This is a genomic window from Microcella sp., from assembly GCF_030645145.1.
Taxonomy (GTDB): domain Bacteria; phylum Actinomycetota; class Actinomycetes; order Actinomycetales; family Microbacteriaceae; genus Microcella.
Genome location: NZ_JAUSMI010000001.1, coordinates 1 through 19,594, shown reverse-complemented (window position 1 = coordinate 19,594; position 19,594 = coordinate 1). Strand labels below are relative to the sequence as shown.

At 72.0% G+C, this 19,594-nt stretch carries 14 protein-coding genes; 9 read left to right on the top strand and 5 right to left on the bottom strand.

The window, feature by feature from the left end; all coding sequences use genetic code 11:
* Positions 1 to 17: 17 nt before the first annotated feature.
* Positions 18 to 3,980: an ATP-dependent RNA helicase HrpA gene (hrpA, locus tag Q7T15_RS00070; RefSeq protein WP_304692013.1), complete on the bottom strand. Its 3,963-nt coding sequence runs from the start codon at positions 3,978 to 3,980 to the stop codon at positions 18 to 20.
* 255 nt (positions 3,981 to 4,235) lie between these two features.
* Here hrpA and Q7T15_RS00065 point away from each other — a divergent pair, with 255 nt between their 5' ends.
* The 6 genes from Q7T15_RS00065 to Q7T15_RS00040 are packed head-to-tail and all read left to right on the top strand — an operon-like array spanning position 4,236 to position 9,944.
* Entirely contained in the window at positions 4,236 to 4,973 is a 738-nt protein-coding gene (locus Q7T15_RS00065) for a GntR family transcriptional regulator (RefSeq protein WP_370689060.1), read from the top strand.
* A complete protein-coding gene (locus tag Q7T15_RS00060) occupies positions 4,970 to 6,481 on the top strand; it encodes an MmgE/PrpD family protein (RefSeq protein ID WP_304692011.1) in 1,512 nt (503 codons plus the stop codon). The genes Q7T15_RS00065 and Q7T15_RS00060 overlap by 4 nt, the downstream gene beginning before the upstream one ends.
* Positions 6,481 to 7,377, top strand: a complete 897-nt coding sequence (prpB, locus tag Q7T15_RS00055; protein ID WP_304692009.1) for a methylisocitrate lyase — start codon at positions 6,481 to 6,483, stop codon at positions 7,375 to 7,377. Before Q7T15_RS00060 ends, prpB begins: the two co-directional genes overlap by 1 nt.
* Before the next feature lie 52 nt (positions 7,378 to 7,429).
* The gene (locus Q7T15_RS00050) at positions 7,430 to 8,557 is read left to right on the top strand and encodes a bifunctional 2-methylcitrate synthase/citrate synthase (protein WP_304692007.1); all 1,128 of its coding nucleotides are present in this window, start codon (positions 7,430 to 7,432) and stop codon (positions 8,555 to 8,557) included.
* Positions 8,558 to 8,571: 14 nt separating this feature from the next.
* Complete coding sequence (locus Q7T15_RS00045; RefSeq protein ID WP_304692005.1) at positions 8,572 to 9,414, top strand: aldo/keto reductase; 843 nt, start codon at positions 8,572 to 8,574, stop codon at positions 9,412 to 9,414.
* Between the two features lie 11 nt (positions 9,415 to 9,425).
* Positions 9,426 to 9,944 (top strand): N-acetyltransferase, encoded by a 519-nt coding sequence (locus Q7T15_RS00040; protein WP_304692003.1) that lies wholly within the window; start codon positions 9,426 to 9,428, stop codon positions 9,942 to 9,944.
* A gap of 118 nt (positions 9,945 to 10,062) precedes the next feature.
* Here Q7T15_RS00040 and Q7T15_RS00035 read toward each other — a convergent pair whose 3' ends face one another.
* The gene (locus Q7T15_RS00035) at positions 10,063 to 10,959 is read right to left on the bottom strand and encodes an MBL fold metallo-hydrolase (protein ID WP_304692001.1); all 897 of its coding nucleotides are present in this window, start codon (positions 10,957 to 10,959) and stop codon (positions 10,063 to 10,065) included.
* Between the two features lie 12 nt (positions 10,960 to 10,971).
* Here Q7T15_RS00035 and Q7T15_RS00030 point away from each other — a divergent pair, with 12 nt between their 5' ends.
* Both Q7T15_RS00030 and Q7T15_RS00025 read left to right on the top strand, forming a co-directional pair.
* Positions 10,972 to 12,849 (top strand): thioredoxin domain-containing protein, encoded by a 1,878-nt coding sequence (locus Q7T15_RS00030; protein WP_304691999.1) that lies wholly within the window; start codon positions 10,972 to 10,974, stop codon positions 12,847 to 12,849.
* Positions 12,850 to 12,913: 64 nt separating this feature from the next.
* Positions 12,914 to 14,587, top strand: a complete 1,674-nt coding sequence (locus tag Q7T15_RS00025; protein ID WP_304691997.1) for a hypothetical protein — start codon at positions 12,914 to 12,916, stop codon at positions 14,585 to 14,587.
* A 12-nt stretch (positions 14,588 to 14,599) separates the two neighbouring features.
* Here the strand turns inward: Q7T15_RS00025 and Q7T15_RS00020 are convergent, their stop codons facing one another.
* Complete coding sequence (locus tag Q7T15_RS00020; protein ID WP_370689059.1) at positions 14,600 to 15,211, bottom strand: CoA-binding protein; 612 nt, start codon at positions 15,209 to 15,211, stop codon at positions 14,600 to 14,602.
* The gene (locus Q7T15_RS00015; RefSeq protein ID WP_304691996.1) at positions 15,208 to 16,509 is read right to left on the bottom strand and encodes an O-acetylhomoserine aminocarboxypropyltransferase/cysteine synthase family protein; all 1,302 of its coding nucleotides are present in this window, start codon (positions 16,507 to 16,509) and stop codon (positions 15,208 to 15,210) included. The genes Q7T15_RS00020 and Q7T15_RS00015 overlap by 4 nt, the downstream gene beginning before the upstream one ends.
* 150 nt (positions 16,510 to 16,659) lie before the next feature.
* On the opposite strand from Q7T15_RS00015, the gene Q7T15_RS00010 reads away from it, so the two are divergent.
* Positions 16,660 to 17,925, top strand: coding sequence for a DUF418 domain-containing protein (locus Q7T15_RS00010; protein WP_304691994.1), 1,266 nt, complete (start codon positions 16,660 to 16,662; stop codon positions 17,923 to 17,925).
* A 442-nt stretch (positions 17,926 to 18,367) separates the two neighbouring features.
* Here the strand turns inward: Q7T15_RS00010 and Q7T15_RS00005 are convergent.
* Positions 18,368 to 19,594, bottom strand: a 1,227-nt coding sequence (locus Q7T15_RS00005) for a hypothetical protein (RefSeq protein WP_304691992.1), incomplete at its 5' end; no start/stop codon positions are given.

The following is a 19,594-nucleotide window of genomic DNA, read 5'->3' as shown; positions in this document are numbered from 1 at the left end:
CCGCCCAGCGCCTCGAACTACCCTCCGAGCGCCCTGCGGATGCGCTGCACCGAGATCGGCCCGTGCGCGCCGAGCGGCTGGGCGAAGAGCGAGATGCGCAGCTCCTCGAGCATCCAGCGCGCGGTGACGAGGTCGGCCCGTGCGTCGGGCGGCAGCGGCAGCGAGCCGCCCGCGCGCGTGAAGAGCGTCGTCGCCTCCTGCTGCTCGGTCATGCGCTGGCGGTCGCGGCCGACGTCGTCGGCGAGACGCTCGACGCGGTGCGTGATGCCGCGCACGTAGACGGCGAGGCGCGGCAGACGGTCGAGGCCCGTGCGCGAGAGGAAGCCGTCGAACACGAGCTGGTTCAGGTGCTCGCGCGCGTCGGCGAGCGGCGCCATGAGCGACATCGACGAGGCGCGCCCGATCGCGACGTCGGCCTCGCGTGCGGCGGCGAGCACGGATGCGGTGGTCGCCACGATCCGGAACAGGCGGTCGGGCAGTCCGGCGTTGACGCGATCGCCGAGGGCCTCGAACGACGCGCGATCCCAGGGTATGCCGGCCGCCGCATCCATCTCGGCCTCGACGACGGCGCGCAGCGCGTCGTCGATGAGCGCCGCGGTCGACCGGTACGGCGAGGCCGCGAGGGTGAGCTTCTCGGGCGTCGTGAGGTGCTCCTGCACGTAACTCAGCGGCGAGGGCACGCCGAGCTGCACGAGCCGGCGCACGCCTCCGCGGTGCGCGCGCTCCTGGTCGGCGGCCGTGGCGAAAAGCTTGAGGGCGACGCTCGAGCCCTCATCGACGAGGGCGGGGTAGGCGCGGATGGTCGTCTCGCCGCGCCGCGAGTCGAGCGCGCGGGGGAGCGTGCCGGCCGGTGCGCCCGAGCCGGCGCCGATCGAATCGTCCCACGTCGTGATGCCGCCGCGCTCGATCGGGCTGCGCGTCGCGGCCGTCGCGACGCGGGCGACCGAGTCGCGCGTGCGCTCCTTGAGCTTGGCCTGCAGGGCCGTGAGGTCGGTGCCGCGCGCGAGGCGCGACCCGCGCTCGTCGACGACGGCGTACCCCATGCGCAAGTGGGCGGGCAGGCGGTCGAGCTCGAAGTCGTCGGGCTCGACGGGCGTGAAGGTCTGGCGCCGGATCTCGCGCGCGAGGAACTCGGTGATCGACAGCTCGCGCAGGTCGGCGCCCTCGGGCACGGCGGCGAGCAGCTTCGCCGCCCAGTCGGCCGCGGGCACGACATTGCGCCGGATCGCCTTCGGCAGCGTCTTGAGCAGCGCCGTCACGAGCTCGAGGCGCAGCCCGGGGACGAGCCAGTCGAAGCCCGCGGTGTCGAGGCGGGGGAGGAGCGGCAGCGGCACCGTGACGGTGACGCCGTCGTCGGCGGTGCCCGGGTCGAAGCGGTATCCGACGCTCAGGGTCTGGTCGCCGAGCGTGAGCCGCGTCGGGTAGGCATCGTCGTCGACCGCGATCTCGTCGGCCTCGACGAGATCGTCTCGGCTGAGCGTGAGCAGGTCAGGATGCTCGCGCCGGGCATCCCGCCACCACTTCTCGAAGCGGCGCACGTCCGTGACGTCCGCGGGGATGCGCGCGTCGAAGAAGTCGACGATGCGCTCGTCGTCGAGCAGGATGTCGCGGCGGCGCGTGCGCTCCTCGAGCTGCTCGAGCTCGCGGCGGGTGCGCTGGTTGTCGCGGACGAACGCGGTGAGGCGCTTGTCGACGCGCGAGACATCCCAGTCGCCCTCGACGAGCGCGTGCCGGATGAACAGCTCGCGCGCCTGCGTGGGGTCGGTCCGGGCGAGCTGCGTGCGCCGGCGCGGGATGATCGGCACCCCGAAGAGCGTCACCTTCTCGTCGACGATCGCGGCGCCCTGCCGCTTCTCCCACCGCGGCGCGCTGTACTGGCGCTTCGCGAGGTCGCCCGCGATCGGCTCGGCCCACGCGGGGTCGATCGATGCGACGGTGCGCGCGAACAGGCGGCTCGTCTCGACGAGCTCGGCGGCCATGATCGCGGTCGGCTGCTTCTTCGCGAGGCCAGAGCCGGGGAAGAGCACGAATCGGCGCTGGCGGGCGCCGAGGTAGTCGCGCTTCTCGGCGTCGCGGATGCCGAGATGGCTCAGCAGGCCGGCGAGCAGCGACTTGTGAATCGCGTCGGCGTCGCCTCCTGCTGCTCGGACGTCCCGCCGGCCGGGACGACCGTCGGCGCTGGCGTCGCGGCGGGGCCCAGAAATGGCCCCCGCTTTCAGCTCCAGCGCGCGCGCCTCCTCCTTCGTGAGCAGCCGCAGCTGCTGCCCCTGGCGAGTGAGCTGACGGTAGACGTCCTGCCACTCCCGAATGCGGAGGTAGTTGAGGAACTCGGCGCGCACCTCCTTGCGGAACTGGTTGCCGCTGAGCTCGGCCTGCCGGTTCTGCAGGTGGTTCCAGAGGTTGAGGAGGCTGATGAAGTCGCTGTTCGGGTCGCGGAAGCGGTTGTGCAGCTGGTCGGCGCGCTCGCGCTTCTCGGCAGGCCGCTCGCGCGGGTCCTGGATCGAGAGCCCCGCGACGATCGCCATGACCTCGCGCACGACGCCGTGCTTCTTCGCCTCGAGCACCATGCGGCCGTAGCGGGGGTCGAGCGGCAGCTGGGCGAGGTCGCGGCCGAGCTGGGTGATGCGGTTCTGGCCGTTCGCCGGCACGATCGCGTTCAGCTCGAGCAGCAGATCGAGGCCGTCCTTGATGCCGCGCTTGTCGGGCGGCTGCAGGAACGGGAAGCGCTCGATGTCGCCGAGCCCGAGCGAGATCATCTGCAGGATGACCGCCGCGAGGTTCGTGCGCAGGATCTCGGGGTCGGTGTACTCGGGCCGCTTGCCGTAGTCGAGCTCGGAGTACAGCCGGATCGCGATGCCGTCGCTCGTGCGCCCCGAGCGCCCCGACCGCTGGTTGGCGCTCGCCTGCGAGATCGGCTCGATCGGCAGCCGCTGCACCTTGGCCCGAGCGGAGTACCGGCTGATGCGCGCCGTCCCGGTGTCGACGACGTAACGGATGCCCGGCACCGTGAGGCTCGTCTCGGCGACGTTGGTCGCCAGCACGATGCGGCGACGGATGCCCGCGGGCGCCCGCTCGAACACTCGGTGCTGCTCGGCCGCACTGAGCCGACCGTAGAGCGGCAGAACCTCCGTCGCGGAGCCACGGGCGCCCTGCCGCTGGAAGTGGCCGCGCAGGGCATCCGTCGCGTCACGGATCTCGTTCTCGCCGCTGAAGAACACGAGCACGTCGCCGTCGCCCTCGCGGCCGAGCTCGTCGACCGCGGCGATGACGCCGTCGATCATGTCGATGGCCTCGCCGGGGGTGCTGGGCCCGTCGGACTCATCGTCGTCGGGGTCGGTGAGATTGTCGGTGTCGACGCCGTCCGGGACGAGCGGCCGGTACCGCACCTCGACGGGGAAGGTGCGCCCGCTGACCTCGATGATGGGGGCGGGCGTGCCGTCGGCGGCGGCGAAGTGCGCGGCGAAGCTCTGCGGGTCGATCGTCGCCGAGGTGATGATGACCTTGAGCTCGGGGCGGCGGGGGAGGAGCTGCTTGAGGTAGCCGAGGAGGAAGTCGATGGTGAGGCTGCGCTCGTGCGCCTCGTCGATGATGATCGCGTCGTAGTTCTTGAGCTCGCGGTCGCCGCGGAGGGCGGCGAGGAGGATGCCGTCGGTCATGAGCGTGACGCGCGTCGTCTTGCCGACCTGGTCGGTGAATCGGACCTTGTAGCCGACGAGTCCGCCGAGCTCGGTGCCGAGCTCCTCGGCGACGCGCTCGGCGATCGTGCGGGCGGCGATGCGGCGCGGCTGCGTGTGGGCGATGCGCTCGCGGCCTAGCTCGAGCAGGATCTTCGGCAGCTGCGTCGTCTTGCCCGACCCGGTCTCGCCCGCGACGATGACGACCTGGTTGTCGCGGATGGCGGCGGCGATGTCGTCGCGCCGCTGACTGACCGGCAGGTCCTCCGGGTAGGTGATGCGCAGGGGCGCGGCGGGGTCAGTCATGAGCCCTTCAGTCTAGATTCCCGCGCCTGACGGCCCGCACCTGTCGGCCGTACTCCCTGAGCTGCGGCATCCCGGTGTGCCCGCCTCGGCCCTTCCAGAACTACGGATCGGGTGAACGTGGCTCACCCGTTCCGTAGTTCTGGAAGGACGCTCGGGGCGAAGATCGGCTTTCGTTACTCCGCAGGCTTGTATACGGGAATCCGGAATGTCGGGACGAATGTAGCGGCAGGAACACTCAATGTATACATTGAGAGCATGGCGATGGATGCGGCGGTGCAGCGGGCGACCGCGCTCACGTCCGCCGACCGCGCCTTCGAGACGCTGCGCACGCAGATCGTCGAGGGCGAGCTCGCTCCCGGCGCCCCGCTGGCCGAGGTCGAGCAGGCGACGCGCCTCGGCGTGAGCCGCACCCCCGTTCGCGAGGCGTTCGCCCGGCTCATCGCGGCCGGGCTCGCGATCGAGCGCGGGCCGCGGAGCCTCGTCGTCTCGCACATCGACGCCGGCGACGTCACCGCCCTCTTCGACCTGCGCCGCGCCCTCGACGAGCAGGCGGCGCGCCTCGCCGCGGCCCGCGCGGCCGCCGACCCCGTCACCGCACGCGACTTCGCCGACCTCGCCGACCGCTTCCGTGCAGTCACCCCGTCGACCCTCGCCGCCGACGACCCCCAGCGCCACGGCTACTACGCCCTCGTGGCCGAGTTCGACGCCGCCCTCGACGCCGCGCTGACTCGCAGCCCGTACCTCGCGGCCGCGATCGCGAGCACGCGCGTCCACCTCGCGCGCGTGCGGCGCCTCGCCCGGGACGACGATGCGCGCCTCGCGGCCTCCGCCGCCGAGCACGGCGCCATCGCCCGAGCGATCGCCGACGGAGACGGCGAGCGCGCCGCCGCCGCCACCCGGCTCCACCTGCACGAAGCCCTCACGAGCATCCACCGCCACCTGCCCCCGGCCGCCCCCAGCAGCACCGCGGCCCCGACGAAAGAGCACGCATGACGACCACGCACACCGTCCGCACCTACAAGAGCAGCGAGCCGCTGAGCGCAGAGAACCAGCTCGCCGGGAAGCTCGCCGCGCTCGCCGCCGAGCAGGACCGCCCGCTCGACGACGCCGCCGTCGACATGGTCATCAACCGCATCATCGACAACGCCGCCGTCGCGACCGCGAGCATCGGTCGCGCCCCCGTCGTGAGCGCGCGCGGCCAGGCCGAAGCCCACCCGTACAGCCCCGGCGCGACCGTCTTCGGGCTGCCCGCCGACCAGAGGTACAGCCCCGAGTGGGCCGCCTGGGCCAACGGCGTCGCCGTGCGCGAGCTCGACTACCACGACACCTTCCTCGCCGCCGACTACTCGCACCCGGGCGACAACATCCCGCCGATCCTCGCCGTCGCGCAGCACACCGGCGCCGATGGTGCGCAGCTCCTCAAGGGCCTGCTCACCGGCTACGAGATCCAGATCGACCTCGTCCGCGCGATCTGCCTGCACGAGCACAAGATCGACCATGTCGCCCACCTCGGCCCGAGCGCCGCCGCCGGCATCGGCACCCTGCTGGGACTCGACAAGAGCACGATCTTCCAGGCCATCGGCCAGGCCCTCCACACGACGACCGCCACGCGCCAGTCGCGCAAGGGCGAGATCTCGACCTGGAAGGCCCACGCCCCCGCCTTCGCCGGCAAGATGGCCGTCGAGGCCGTCGACCGCGCGATGCGCGGCCAGACGAGCCCGAGCCCCATCTACGAGGGCGAGGACGGGTTCATCGCGTGGCTCCTGAGCGGGCCGGATGCTCGCTACGAGGTTCCGCTGCCTGACAGCGGCGAAGCGCTCACGGGCATCCTCGACAGCTACACGAAGGAGCACTCCGCCGAGTACCAGGCGCAGGCGTGGATCGACCTCGCGCGCCGCCTCGGCACCGAGCGCCCCGAGCTGCGCGACCCGGCCAACATCAAAGAGATCGTGCTGCACACGAGCCACCACACGCACTACGTCATCGGCTCGGGCGCGAACGACCCGCAGAAGTACGACCCGACCGCGAGCCGCGAGACGCTCGACCACTCGATCCCGTACATCGTCGCCGTCGCGCTGCAGGACGGCGGCTGGCATCACGTCGACTCGTACGCTCCCGAGCGCGCCGCCCGCCCCGACACCGTCGCGCTGTGGCACACGATCACGACGACGGAGGACAAGGAGTGGACCCGCCGCTACCACTCGCTCGACATCAGCGAGAAGGCGTTCGGCGGCCGCATCGAGATCGAGCTCACGAACGGCGAGAAGGTCGTGGACGAGATCGCCGTCGCCGACGCGCACCCGCTCGGCGCCCGCCCGTTCGGCCGCGCCGAGTACGAGCACAAGCTCCGCATCCTCGCCGACGGCGTCCTGGCCGACGAGGAGGTCGACCGCTTCCTCGCTCTCGCCGCCCGCCTGCCCGAGCTCACCGCCGACGAGCTCGGAGGCCTCACCGTGACCCCGCTCACGCCCCCGCCCGCCGCCCCGAAGGGACTCTTCTGATGCTGTCGACCACCACGACGCCGTCGCAGCGCCGCCAGGCCTTCCGGGCGGGGCTGCAGAGCGACCGCCTGCAGGTCTTCCCCGGCGCGTTCACGCCCCTGAGCATCCGCCTCATTCAGGAGAAGGGCTTCGACGGCGCCTACATCTCGGGAGCCGTCATGGCCGCCGAGCTCGGCCTGCCCGACATCGGCCTCACGACGCTCACCGAGGTCGCGCAGCGCGCGCACCAGATCAGCCGCATGAGCGACCTGCCGACGCTCGTCGACGCCGACACCGGCTTCGGCGAGCCCATGAACGTCGCGCGCACGGTGCACGAGCTCGAGGACGCGGGCGTCGCCGGCCTGCACCTCGAGGATCAGGTCAACCCGAAGCGCTGCGGGCACCTCGACGGCAAGGCGGTCGTGGATGCCGACACGGCGATCAAGCGCATCCGCGCGGCTGTCGACGCCCGCCGCGATCGCGACCTCGTGATCATGGCCCGAACCGACATCCGCGGAGTGGAGGGCATGGACGCCGCGATCGACCGCGCGAAGGCCCTGCAGGACGCCGGCGCCGACGCGATCTTCCCCGAGGCGATGGGCACGCTCGAGGAGTTCGCGGCGATGCGCGCGGCCGTCGACGTGCCGATCCTCGCCAACATGACCGAGTTCGGGAAGAGCCAGCTCTTCACCCATCAGCAGCTCGCCGACGCCGGCGTCAACATGGTCATCCACCCCGTGTCACTCCTGCGCATCGCGTTCGGCGCGATCGAGCGCGGGCTCGACACCCTGCTCGCCACGGGAACGCTCGACGACGAGGTCGCGGGCATGCAGACTCGGGGCAGGCTCTACGAGCTGCTCGACTACGAGGCGTACAACGCCTTCGACGACGGCATTTATACCTACAACGGCCGCTGAACGCGGCCTTGCCCTACACCGGCCGCTGAGCCCGCCCCACCAGGAGGAACGCATGACCGAAGACATCCGCAAGGGACTCGCCGGGGTCGTCGTCGACCACACCGCCGTGAGCAAGGTGAACCCCGAGACCAACTCGCTGCTCTACCGCGGCTACCCCGTGCAGGAGCTCGCCGCGAACTGCACCTTCGAGGAGGTCGCCTACCTGCTCTGGCACGGCGAGCTGCCGACGGATGCTGAGCTCGCCGAGTTCGAGACGCTCGAGCGCGCGCACCGACGCCTCGACCCGACCGTGAAGGACTCGATCGACGCGCTGCCCCTCTCGGCGCACCCCATGGACGTCGTGCGGACCGCCGTGAGCGTCATCGGAGCCCTCGACGAGTCGCTCACGACCGACCGGACGTGGATCGATCTCGACCTCACCCTCGAGCGGAGCATCCGTCTCTTCGCGCAGCTGCCCGCGATCGTCGCCTACACGCAGCGCCGCCTGCGCGACGAGCGGCTCGTCGAGCCCCGCGACGACCTCGGCTACTCGGCGAACTTCCTGCACATGACCTTCGGCGAGGTGCCCGAGAAGGTCGTCGTCGACGCGTTCGACGTGTCGATGATCCTGTACGCCGAGCACTCGTTCAACGCCTCGACCTTCGCCGCGCGCGTCATCACCTCGACACTCAGCGACGTGTACTCGGCCGTGACCGGCGCGATCGGCGCCCTCAAGGGGCCGCTGCACGGCGGCGCCAACGAGGCCGTGCAGCACACCTTCGACGAGGTCGGCTCGGCCGACGGCGCCCGAGAGTGGCTCGCGACGGCGCTCGCCGAGAAGCGCAAGATCATGGGCTTCGGGCACCGCGTCTACAAGAACGGCGACTCGCGCGTGCCGACGATGAAGGCCGCGCTCGAGACCCTCGTCGCGCACTACGACCGGCCCGAGGTGCTCGACCTGTACGACGCTCTCGAGACCGCGATGGTCGAGTCGAAGGGCATCAAGCCGAATCTCGACTACCCGTCGGGCCCCGCCTACAACCTCATGGGCTTCGACACGACGATGTTCACGCCGCTGTTCATCGCCTCGCGCGTCACCGGCTGGACGGCTCACGTGCGCGAGCAGCTCGCGTCGAACGCGCTCATCCGTCCGCTGAGCGCGTACAACGGCCCCGACGAGCGCCACCTCCCGGGTTCGTGAGTCACGATGGGGGGATGACTTCCGCGATCCCCACTCCGCACCTGACGCTCAACGACGGCCGCACGATCCCGCAGCTCGGGCTCGGTGTCTTCCTCGTCGACCCGGCCGAGGCCGAGCGCATCGTGGCCGATGCCCTCGAGGTCGGCTACCGCCACATCGACACGGCGATGATCTACAAGAACGAGGAGGGCGTCGGCCGCGCGATCGCGAACTCGGGCATCCCGCGTGAGGAGCTCTTCATCACCACGAAGCTCTGGAACAGCGACCAGGGCACCGACTCGGCCCGCGCCGCGCTCGACACGTCGCTCGAGAAGCTCGGCCTCGACTACGTCGACCTGTACCTGATCCACTGGCCGGCGCCCAAGTACGGCAAGCACGTCGAGTCGTGGCAGACGCTCGTCGAGCTGCGCGAGAGCGGCAAGGCGCGCTCGATCGGCGTCTCGAACTTCATGCAGACGCACCTCGACGACCTCGCCCAGGTCTCCGACGTCGTGCCCGTCGTGAACCAGGTCGAGCTGCACCCCGCCTTCCAGCAGCGCGAGCTGCGCGCCTTCCAGGAGCCCCGCGGCACCCTCACCGAAGCGTGGGGCCCGCTCGGTCAGGGCAAGTACGAGCTCGCCGAGCTGCCGGGTCTCGCCGAGATCGCGTCGAATCACGGCAAGTCGGTGCAGCAGGTCGCGATCCGCTGGCACCTGCAGGAGGGCATCATCGTCTTCCCGAAGACCACCAAGCGCGAGCGCATGATCGAGAACGCCGACGTCTTCGACTTCGAGCTCTCGGCCGACGAGATGGCGACGATCGCGGCGGCCGACCGCGACCAGCGCGTCGGCGCGCACCCCCTCAACACCGACTTCTAGGGGCGGGGCGGATGCCCGGCTCGCCGGCGGGCGGCGACGCGGCCTCGGGCCACGTCGTCGTGCGCCGGTGCACGGAGTCCGACGTCGCGGCTCTCGAAGCCGGCGAGCCGCCCGGCAGCGGGTACGCGCGCGGCGCGTTCGCTCGCCAGAAGGCCGATGCCGTCGACTTCCTCGTCGCGGTGGTCGTTGACGACGGCAGCGTGGTGGGGTCGGCGGAGCTGACGAACGACGAGCCGCCCGAACTGAAGAACCTGGGCGTGGACGACGCCGCTCGGGGTCGCGGCGTCGGCACCGCTCTCATCCGCGCCGCTGAGCTGATCGTTGACGCTCGCATCCTGGGCGCAGGGGTCGGGCAGCGGGCGCTCGTCGTCGGCGTGGGTCTCGATAACCCCCGCGCCGCCGCGCTGTACGAGCGCCTGGGATACCGGAGGACCGGCGTGCAGACGTCGACGACCTACGGCTATGTGGATGCCGAGGGCGTCACGCACACCGTCACGGAACGCGACGAGGAGCTCATCAAGCGCTGGTGAGACGGTCCGCGGTGATGCGCCGCAACGCTTGTGCCCTTTTCCGTGCTGTTCAGGGCAACTCGGGCGCCCGGCGGCGCACGGTTTGCCCGAAAGAGGACGAATTGCGGCGCGGGCGCGACTACAGCGCGAGCTCGGTGCGCTCGCCGAGCGGCGTCGCCGCGAGGAGCGGACCACCCGCGGGGCTCTCGAGCCCGGCGAACTCGCGCTCGAGAGCGTCGCGGCCCTCGCTGAAGTGCGCCCACTGGTCCAGGTGCAGCCCGACGACCCGACGGGCGGCGAGCGCGAGGGCGGCGGCGCGCGCGTCCGCCGCGGTCAGGGTGAGGGCCGCATCGATCGCGGGGACGCGGGCGGCGCCCGCGAACAGGACCGCGGCATCCACCGCACCGTGGCGGGCCGCGATCGCGCGCACGACGTCGACCGACGAGTTGTCGCCCGAGACGTAGATCGTCGGCTCACCCGGAGCCGTGAGCACGAACCCGATCACCGGGCCGAGACGGTCGGCGACCTCGAGCGGCCCGTGCTGCGCGGCGACGGCGATGACGCGCGCGCCGGCCGGGGCATGCGCGGCGACCGCTGAACCGACGAGCGCCGCGCTGTCGAGCGCGAGCGACTCCTCCTCGCCGAGCCCGACGACCGTCGCGGTGCCCTCGCCCGCAGCGCACCGGGCGGCGAGCTCGCTTGCACCCTCGGAGGTCGTGATGACGAGCGGCAGGCCGAGCGAGACGGCGCGACCGGCCTCGTCGAGGTTGTCCTCGTGGTGGTGGTGCGAGACGAGCGCGACGTCGATGCGGCCGAGGTCGGCGTCGGCGACGGCGGGCGGGTCGGTCTTCGTGAGGTCGTTCGGGCCCGGGCCGTAGACGGTCGGCGGGTCGAAGGTCGGGTCGAGCAGGAGGCGCAGGCCCGCCCACTCGAGCAGCGCGGTGGGGCCGCCGACGACGGTGACGGCGACGGGCGAACCAGCGGGCGAACCCGGGCGCGGGCTGGGAGACGCGGGGGAGTCGGAGGGGAGGCTCATAGGCTCGAACCTATGGCAGCCAGGCTCGAGAACGCCGTCAGCCCGTACCTCCAGTCGCACGCCGACAACCCCGTCGACTGGTGGCCGTGGGGCGAGGGGGCCTTCGCCGAGGCCGCGCGCCGCGATGTGCCCGTGATGATCTCGATCGGGTACGCGACGTGCCACTGGTGCCACGTCATGGCGCGCGAGACGTTCTCCGACCCCGAGGTGGGCGCATGGCTCGCCGAGAGGGTCGTGAGCATCAAGGTCGATCGGGAGGAGCATCCCGACGTCGACGCCGCGTACATGACCGCCGCGGGCGCGTTCAGCGACCAGCTCGGCTGGCCGCTCACGGTCTTCGCGACGCCGCAGGGGCGCGTGTTCTACGCCGCGACGTACCTGCCTCCGCAGCCGATCTCGGGCGTGCCGTCATTCAGGCAGGTGGTCGACGCGGTGCTCGAGGCGTGGACGAGCCGCCGCGAGGAGGTCATGCAGAGCGCCGACGGGCTGCGCGACGCGATCACCGCCGCGAGCCGCCGCGACCCCGGAGCCCTGCCCAACGCCGACGCCCTCGCCGAGATCGTCGCCGAGCTCGCGGGCTTCGAGGACCAGCTGCACGGCGGGTTCGGAGGCGCGCCGAAGTTCCCGGTCGCGCCCGTCCTGCTGTTCCTGCAGGCGCGCGGCTCCGCCGGTGACGCGGATGCCGATGCCCTCGCCGCGCGCACCCTGCAGCGCATCGCCGCGAGTGATCTGCGCGACCCCGTCGAGGGCGGCTTCTTCCGCTACGCCACCCGGCGCGACTGGAGCGAGCCCCACTACGAGCGCATGCTCAACGACAACGCCCTGCTGCTCGAGGTCGCCGCGCGCGCGGGGGCGCGCGAGACCGCGGCCGGGATCGTGGGGTTCCTGCGCGAGATCATGCGCGTCTCCGGCGGACTCGCCTCGGGGCAGGACAGCGAGAGCCTCATCGACGGCGAGCGGAGCGAGGGCGGGTACTACGCGCTGCCGGCCGAGGCTCGCGCCGAGCATCCGCGCCCCGCTCTCGACGCGAAGGTGCTGACCGGCTGGAACGGCCTCGCCATCGGCGCGCTCGCGGTCGCCTCGAGGCTGCTCGACGAGCCCGAGTGGGCGGCGTTCGCGGTCGAGCTCGCCGACGAGCTGCTCGCCGCGCACCTCGCTCGCGACGACGACGGGTCGCCGCGCCTGCTGCGGGCGAGCCGCGACGGGCGCCCGTCGAGCGCCCGCGCCGCGCTCGAGGACTACGGCGACCTCGCCGTCGGACTGCTCGAGCTCGCGATCACGACCGGCGAGCACCGCTACGCGACCGTCGCGCGCGAGCTCGTCGACGCGTGCCTCGTCGCGGGCGACCACGACGCCGTCGAGTCGGGCCGCGCGATCGCCGCGGCGGTTCCCGGTGGGGGCGACCCGGTGCTCGCCGCGCAGGGGCTCGCGGCGGGGGAGGACCCGAACGAGGGCTCGGCGCCGAGCGGGGAGGCGGCGATCGCGCGCGCGGCCCTGCTGCTGCACCAGCTCACCGCAGAGCCCCGCTACCGGTTCGCCGCCGATGCGCTCGTCGCCGCGCTCGCGCCGCTCGCGCAGCAGCGGCCGATCGCGTTCGGGGCGACCCTCGCCGTCGCGTCGGCGCTCGCCGCTCCCGCGCGACAGCTCGTCGTCGTGCGACCCGACGACGCCGAGCCCGGCGAGCTCGAGGCGCGCGCCCGCGGGCCCCAGCGGGACGGGGTTCTCGCGATCGCGCTCACGGCGTCCGCGGCGTCGGCGTGGGCGGGCGCGGGCTTCGCGCTGCTCGACGACCGGCAGCCGCAGGGGTCGACGAGCACGGCGTTCGCGTGCACCGACTTCGTGTGCCGGCTGCCGGCGACGAGCGTCGCCGAGCTCGACGCGGGGGAGTGACCGCGGGCGGGCATCCGCCGTCGAGGTATTGTCACCCTGAGTCGACAGGTCTAGCATCGCGCTCGTGCGCACCTTCGCGTCGGCTCTCGCGGTCGTGATGGTCGGCGCCCTGATCGGCTGCGGGCCGGGAGGGCCGGTCGAGGCCGTCGAGACGATCGAGCTCGACGTGAGGCCCGCCCCGGGCATCGAGCCCGAGCTCCCGGCTGACCCCGGAACGATCGACTTCGCGACGGCCGAGGTGCTCGCCGACTACCAGGAGCTCACGGGTGAGACGGTCGCGGTCGACGAGATCCTCGAAGCCGAGAGGCTTGCCGGCATCGAGCTGCGCGCCGCCCTCGCCGAGGGCTCGGCGCCCCCAGATGAACCGGAAGCGCTCGGCGAAGACGCGGTCATCCGCACCGCGTCGGTCCGCTCGGTCGGTGCGCCGGGCGGTGCAGGTGAGTCGTTCCTGGCCTCGTCAGTCGTCAGCGGGATGCTCGTGCCCGCGATGTACGGATCGTCCAGGACCCAGGAGCTTCAGGTCGGTCAGTCCAACGATCTATCCGGGTCGGGAGCGAGTGGTCGGACGCGGGGCGACGGCACTCTGGCGGTGACCCGCACCGGAGACAACGAGCTCGAGCTCTCGGTCAGCCATCTCTCCACCTCGGACGACGGCGTGCGGACATCCAACCGGCTCGCCTTCGAAGGCGTCGTCTGCCCCGGCGACGACGGAGAGTTCGATTTCACGGTGCGACTGGATCGTGAGGTGAGCGGTGGCGGTGGGGCGACAGTCAAGCAAGAGCTCGCAGCGAGGATCAGCGGGCGGCTGGGCGAGGACGGCTACCCCGAGGTCATGACCGTCGACGGCACGCAGGGCACCCGCCACGCGCCGGTCTCGGGGCAGGCGGTCTACGTGGAGACCCGTCAGCGTCTGGAGAGCGCCAACATTCTGAACGTGTACGGGCTCGCGGAATCGAGCGCCGAACTCGTGCGTTCCTCCAGTCGCGCGACTGACGCCGATGTGAAGCGCCTCGCGAGCGCGGCGAGCGAACGGCTCGCGACCCTCGCATGGGGAGCCGTGACCGGCGTACAGGCGACGATGTGGAACAACGGCTGCGTCCGCGTCGAGGCCTCCGCGCCGAAGACCGTGAGCCCTCGATCGGGCGTCGAGTTCCCGGTCACCGTGCGGTCGCGCCTGTCGGGTGAGGAGTTCGCCTCCGGAGTCGAGGCGACGCTCACGGGTTCCGACTCGGTCGACCCCGGCTCGTTCACCTCCACGCGCTCGATCACGTTCGTCGCGGGAGAGGCCGGGACCTCCGGCAGCATCCTGCTGAAAGCAGCGTCGCGCCGAGGGACGGCAGAGACCACGGTCACGATCGCGACGACGGGTCGCGCGTACTTCGCCCAGGGCACGAACGGTGATGTCACCGCGATCGGCGTGATCTGCGACCTCGCTCAACCCTTCGAGCTCTCCGGGTCGGGGACGGTCACGAAGTTCTCGCCGCAGAATGCGAGCGGCGGGACCTTCAACTACCGCGACGACGGAACCTACGGCGAGGGACTCATCGACCTCGCGGCGTCAGGCTCGTACAGCGTGGCGCTCGACGCCGACGGCGCATCGGGCACGATCACGACCGAGGGCACGGGGACCACGGGTTTCGACACCCCCCTCGGTCGGCAGGAGTTCGAGTTCCCGGCGAACCTGACCTTCTCCCTCACCGAGATCGACGACGGCACTCCGGACGAGTGCGCGGGCTGACGCGCTCCGCGCTCATCGCACCTGCTTCTTCGCCGAGATAACCCCGGTGTCGAACCCCATGAGGTGCAGCCCGCCGTGGAAGCGCGCGTGCTCGACCTTGATGCAGCGGTCCATGACGACGGTGAGCCCGCGCTTCTCAGCGTCGATCGCGGCCTCCTCGTTCCAGATGCCGAGCTGCACCCAGATGGTCGAGGCGCCCGCGGCGATGACGTCGTCGACGACGGAGGGGATGTCGCTCGCCTTGCGGAACACATCGACGATGTCGGGCACCTCGGGCAGCGAGGCGAGGTCGGGGTACGCCGGCTGGCCGAGGATCTCGGTCGCGTTCGGGTTCACGAAGTACACGCGGTAGTCGCTCGACTGCTGCAGGTAGGTGCCGACGAAGTACGAGCTGCGGGCGGGGTTCGGCGAGGCTCCGACGATCGCGACGCTCTTGGCGCGGCGCAGGATGCCCAGCCGCTCCTTCGCGGAGGGGCCCACCCACGTCCGCTGCGACTTCAGCAGCTTCGCGAGCGGCGAGCTCGCCGGAAGCGCGCAGGTGAGGCCGTTGGCGAGGGTGACGGTCTCGGTGCTCTCGGGCGCCGTCGCGGTCGTGCCCGCGGCATCCGTCGTCGTCTCGATCATGCCGCCACCGCCTTCTGCGCCGCGTCGAGCGCCTGGTCGAGGTCGTAGATGATGTCGTCGACGTCCTCGATGCCGACCGAGAGGCGCACGAGGCCGGGGCCGATGCCCGAGTCGAGAAGCTGCTGCTCGGTGAGCTGCGCGTGCGTCGTCGAGCCGGGGTGGATGATGAGCGTCTTCGCGTCGCCGATGTTGGCGAGGTGGCTCGCGAGCTGCACGTTCTCGATGAGCGCCTCGCCTGCGGCGCGGCCGCCCTTCACGTCGAAGCTGAACACCGAGCTCGGGCCGATCGGGAGGTACTGCTGCGCCCGCGCGAAGTGGCGGTGCGACGGCAGGCCCGCCCAGCGCACCTGCTCGATGCGCGGGTCGGCCTCGAGCCACTCGGCGACGCGGCGCGCGTTGTCGACGTGCGCCTGCATCCGGTACGGGAGCGTCTCGACGCCCTGCGCGAGCAGGAACGCCGAGTGCGGGGCGAGCGCGGGGCCGATGTCGCGCAGCTGCTCGGCGCGCAGGCGCGTGAGGAAGGCGTACTCGCCGAAGTTGCCGTACCAGGTGAGGCCGCCGTAGTGCGGCACGGTCTCCTCGAAGAGCGGGAAATTGTGGTTCGACCAGTCGAAGCGGCCCGACTCGACGACGACGCCGCCGAGGGTCGTGCCGTGCCCGCCGAGGAACTTCGTCGCCGAGTGCACGACGACGTCGGCGCCCCACTCGATCGGGCGGCACAGGTACGGCGTCGCGACGGTCGAGTCGATGATGAGCGGCAGGTCGGCGGCGTGCGCGACGTCGGCGAGACCGGCGATGTCGGCGATGTCTCCGCTCGGATTCGCGATCGTCTCGGCGAAGACGAGCTTCGTGCGGCCCGGAATGATCGCGGCGGCGTAGTCGGCCGGGTCATCGCTCGCGATGAACGTCGTCTCGACGCCGAAGCGGCGCAGCGTGACGTCGAGCTGCGTGATCGAGCCGCCGTAGAGGTTGGCGCTCGCGACGATGTGGTCGCCGGCGCCGGCGAGGGATGCGAAGGTCACGAACTGCGCGGAGAGCCCGCTGGAGGTCGCCACGGCCCCCAATCCCCCCTCGAGGCTCGCGATGCGCTCCTCGAAGCTCGCGACGGTCGGGTTCGCGAGGCGGCTGTAGATGTTGCCGTACTTCTGCAGCGCGAAGCGCGCGGCGGCGTCCTGCGCGTCGTCGAAGACGAATGCGCTCGACTGGTAGATCGGCAGGGCGCGGGCGCCCGTCGCCGAGTCGGGGACGTTGCCCGCGTGGAGCGCGCGCGTGCGGAAGCCATAGTCGCGGTCGGCCATGGGGCCAGGCTACGTCGCGGCGTCCGCGGCGGCGGTCGGCGGCGTCACAATCCGTAGCGTCGTGGCGGCGCGCGGGCCGGAGGGGGCGATTCCGCCGGTTCCGTCGCGCGGGGGAGGCGAGAGCCGTGAGGATCCCTCTAGCGTGGAGGCATGAGCTCCGCACCGACCCTGCCGTCCTCCGCGCCTCTCCCTCCGCCGTCGCCGACTGCTCGGGCTCGTCGATCGCTCGCGCCGGACGTCGCGCGCGGCCTCGTCCTGCTCGGCATCGCCCTCGCCAACGTGCCCTTCTGGCTCTACGGCGTCGAGCGCGGCGTCCTCCTCAAGCCGATCGGTTCCGAATCGGATGCCGTCGCGAACGCGATCACGGCGCTCCTGTTCGACAACCGCAGCTTCCCGCTCTTCGCTCTGCTCTTCGCCGCGGGACTCGCGCAGATCACCGCGCGCGAAGCGGCGCGGGGGGCCAGCTGGCCGGAGGCGCGCAGGCTGCTCGTGCGTCGCAACCTGTGGCTTCTGGCGATCGGAGCGGCGCACGGCGTGCTGCTGTTCTTCGGCGACATCATCACCACGTACGCGATCATCGGCCTCGGGCTCATCCTGCTGATCCGCGCATCGGATCGAGTGATCATCGTCGTCGGCTGGATCGGCGCCGCGGCGCTCGTGCTCATGTCGGCCGCCGATGGGGTCGGGCGGCTCGTCGACGATCTCATCGCCGCCATCCCCGCCGATGGTCCCGCTGGGCGAGACCTGCCCGAGTTCTCGCTGATCCCCGGCACGGCGGGAGCCGAGAGCTACCCTCTGGCGGTCCTCTTCAACGTCCTGACGTGGCTGCCGAACGCGCTGAGCACGCCGATCATCGGGCTCGGGTTCCTCGGCCCGATGTGCCTCGGCATCATCGCGGTCCGACGCGGCTGGCTCGATCGGCCCGAGGAGCATCGGGCGCTCCTGACCCGCGCGGTGGCGATCGGGATCCCGATCTCGCTCGTGGGCGCCCTGCCCGTCGTGCTCGCCATCCTCGGCGTCTACCCGCTACCTCCTCTGCTCGAGCCGCTCGCGACGATGCTCCACGGAGCGAGCGGGCTCGTCGGCGCGGCCGCCGGGCTCGCCCTCATCGCGCTCGTGGCGGGCGGGTCGACGCGACCCGCTGGCGATCGGCCTCCGCTCGTGCTGCGCTGGCTGGCAGCTCTCGGTCGCCGGAGCCTGACCGGCTACCTGCTGCAGTCGGTCGTGTTCATGGTGGTGTTCTCGGCGTGGGCGGCCGGTCTCGGTGGCGAGGTCGGGGTTGCGGTCGCTTCGCTCATCGCGCTCACGACCTGGGTGGCGACACTCGTCCTCGCGATCGTCCTCGATGCGGCCGACCGTCCGGGGCCGGCGGAGTGGCTCCTGCGCCGCCTGGTCTACGGGCGGCCCCTCCGCTGACGGGAAGGCGCGGGGCGGGTTCGGCGGTGCTCGATCGGCGATCCCCACCGCGATCGAGCACCGCCCGGGCGGATCGACTCCGCCCGCCCCCGAACGCGACTGCCCGCCTCTCCGCACCCTCGGAGCTGACGGGCGGCGTCGCGTTACATCACTGCCCTCGCGCGCACGGCGCGAGGAGGGGTCGCAGCATCGGCGGCGGCGCGCTCGAGGGGGCGACGGGCGGGCGGGAGCGCGCCGGAGCGCACGGGTCCGTCTCACCGGGAGTCGGGATCTCGGTCGGGTGCCGCAGCGGTGACCGGCCCCGGGTGAGGGCCGTCCGGAGTCGTCGACGGGGGTGCGCCTCGGGCTCCGGTGCTGCGTGGGTGCTCTTACCGTAACCCCCGTTCGGGTGACGGGGAAGACCCGCCGCGCCGAAAGTATCCTCGGGTGTCGCAAACGGCGGTCAGCGGCTCGAGTCGGCGAGTTCCGAGGCCTCGGCGTCGTCCTCGCTCGACGCGCGCCGGGCATCCCGCTGATCGAGCAGGCGGAAGCCGAACCAGACGGCCGCGACCGTCGCGCTGAAGCCGAGGAAGACCCCCACCCAGGTGACCAGGGGTGCATCGTCGTCGAGCGCCTCGACGCTCGGCAGCACGACGAGGCAGAAGGTGAACGCCACCGGGATCGCGACCATGGCCCAGACCTTGCGCGACTGGTCGAGCAGCGTGCGGCCGTCGAGGAACATGAGCGGCAGCAGCGCGACGACGAGGCTCGTGAGGCCCTCGATGACGACGGCGGCGAGCGTCTCGGAGAGGAAGACTCCGAGGAACCCGACGTCGCCCTGCGCGTCGGCGAGCACCCACTCGAGCCACGAGTAGCCGACCCAGGCGGTGATGGCGATCGCGTAGGTCGCGCCGAGGCGGACGAGGACGGCGCGGCGGCGGTCGGTCGCCCGCGCGTCGGCGGCGAGCTGCAGACCGATGACGAGGCCGACGAGCAAGCCAGGGCTGAACCCGAGGAACCGCGAGGCGAGGACGCCCACGACGGCGAAGATGATCGCCGACGGGTGCGTGATGATCGACGCGCTCACCCGGAACCGCGTGCCCATGACGGCGGCGGTGATGAGGTTCGGCACGTGCACCACGAGCACGAGGCCGATCGCGAGGGAGATCACGAGGCGCAGGGAGGTGACGTCGAAGCCGAAGTCGGGGTCGGCGAAGCCGAAGGCGACGGCCGTCGCGATGATGACGAGCGGGCCGGCGATGCCCCAGCTCCGGAGCGTCGCGCCGACGGAGGCGAGGCGCGCGGTGAACGGCGCGGCCCACGCGGTGATGCGGCGCCAGCGGTGCGCGTTCGACTCGAGGGTGCTGTTGAGGATCTCGGCGGGCACGCTCACCATGAGCAGGTACAGGAGGCCCATGAGGGCCGCGGCGCCGAGCGCCTGCGGGTTGCTCCACAGGTCCTGCCAGCTCGTGAGCCCCTGCAGCGCGCTCGGCGTCGCGGGGTCATCGCGCGTCGGCTCGGGCTCGGGCTTCTGCGGGGCGCGCTCGCCGACCGAGCGCACCGGCTCGGGCTCGGCGAGGGTGGGCAGCTCGCGCTCGATCTGGACGACAGGCTCGGCGATGACGGCCGGGATCACGGGCGGGATGACGAGCGGGGCGGGGGCAGGGACGGGGGCGGCGCGCGGGGCGGG

What these genes read in the sequence shown, in the direction of transcription:
- hrpA (WP_304692013.1), bottom strand. Translation starts at nt 3,980, where the DNA reads ATGACTGACCCCGCCGCGCCCCTGCGCATCACCTACCCGGAGGACCTG.
- Q7T15_RS00065 (WP_370689060.1), top strand. Translation starts at nt 4,236, where the DNA reads ATGGCGATGGATGCGGCGGTGCAGCGGGCGACCGCGCTCACGTCCGCC.
- Q7T15_RS00060 (WP_304692011.1), top strand. Translation starts at nt 4,970, where the DNA reads ATGACGACCACGCACACCGTCCGCACCTACAAGAGCAGCGAGCCGCTG.
- prpB (WP_304692009.1), top strand. Translation starts at nt 6,481, where the DNA reads ATGCTGTCGACCACCACGACGCCGTCGCAGCGCCGCCAGGCCTTCCGG.
- Q7T15_RS00050 (WP_304692007.1), top strand. Translation starts at nt 7,430, where the DNA reads ATGACCGAAGACATCCGCAAGGGACTCGCCGGGGTCGTCGTCGACCAC.
- Q7T15_RS00045 (WP_304692005.1), top strand. Translation starts at nt 8,572, where the DNA reads ATGACTTCCGCGATCCCCACTCCGCACCTGACGCTCAACGACGGCCGC.
- Q7T15_RS00040 (WP_304692003.1), top strand. Translation starts at nt 9,426, where the DNA reads ATGCCCGGCTCGCCGGCGGGCGGCGACGCGGCCTCGGGCCACGTCGTC.
- Q7T15_RS00035 (WP_304692001.1), bottom strand. Translation starts at nt 10,959, where the DNA reads ATGAGCCTCCCCTCCGACTCCCCCGCGTCTCCCAGCCCGCGCCCGGGT.
- Q7T15_RS00030 (WP_304691999.1), top strand. Translation starts at nt 10,972, where the DNA reads ATGGCAGCCAGGCTCGAGAACGCCGTCAGCCCGTACCTCCAGTCGCAC.
- Q7T15_RS00020 (WP_370689059.1), bottom strand. Translation starts at nt 15,211, where the DNA reads ATGATCGAGACGACGACGGATGCCGCGGGCACGACCGCGACGGCGCCC.
- Q7T15_RS00015 (WP_304691996.1), bottom strand. Translation starts at nt 16,509, where the DNA reads ATGGCCGACCGCGACTATGGCTTCCGCACGCGCGCGCTCCACGCGGGC.
- Q7T15_RS00010 (WP_304691994.1), top strand. Translation starts at nt 16,660, where the DNA reads ATGAGCTCCGCACCGACCCTGCCGTCCTCCGCGCCTCTCCCTCCGCCG.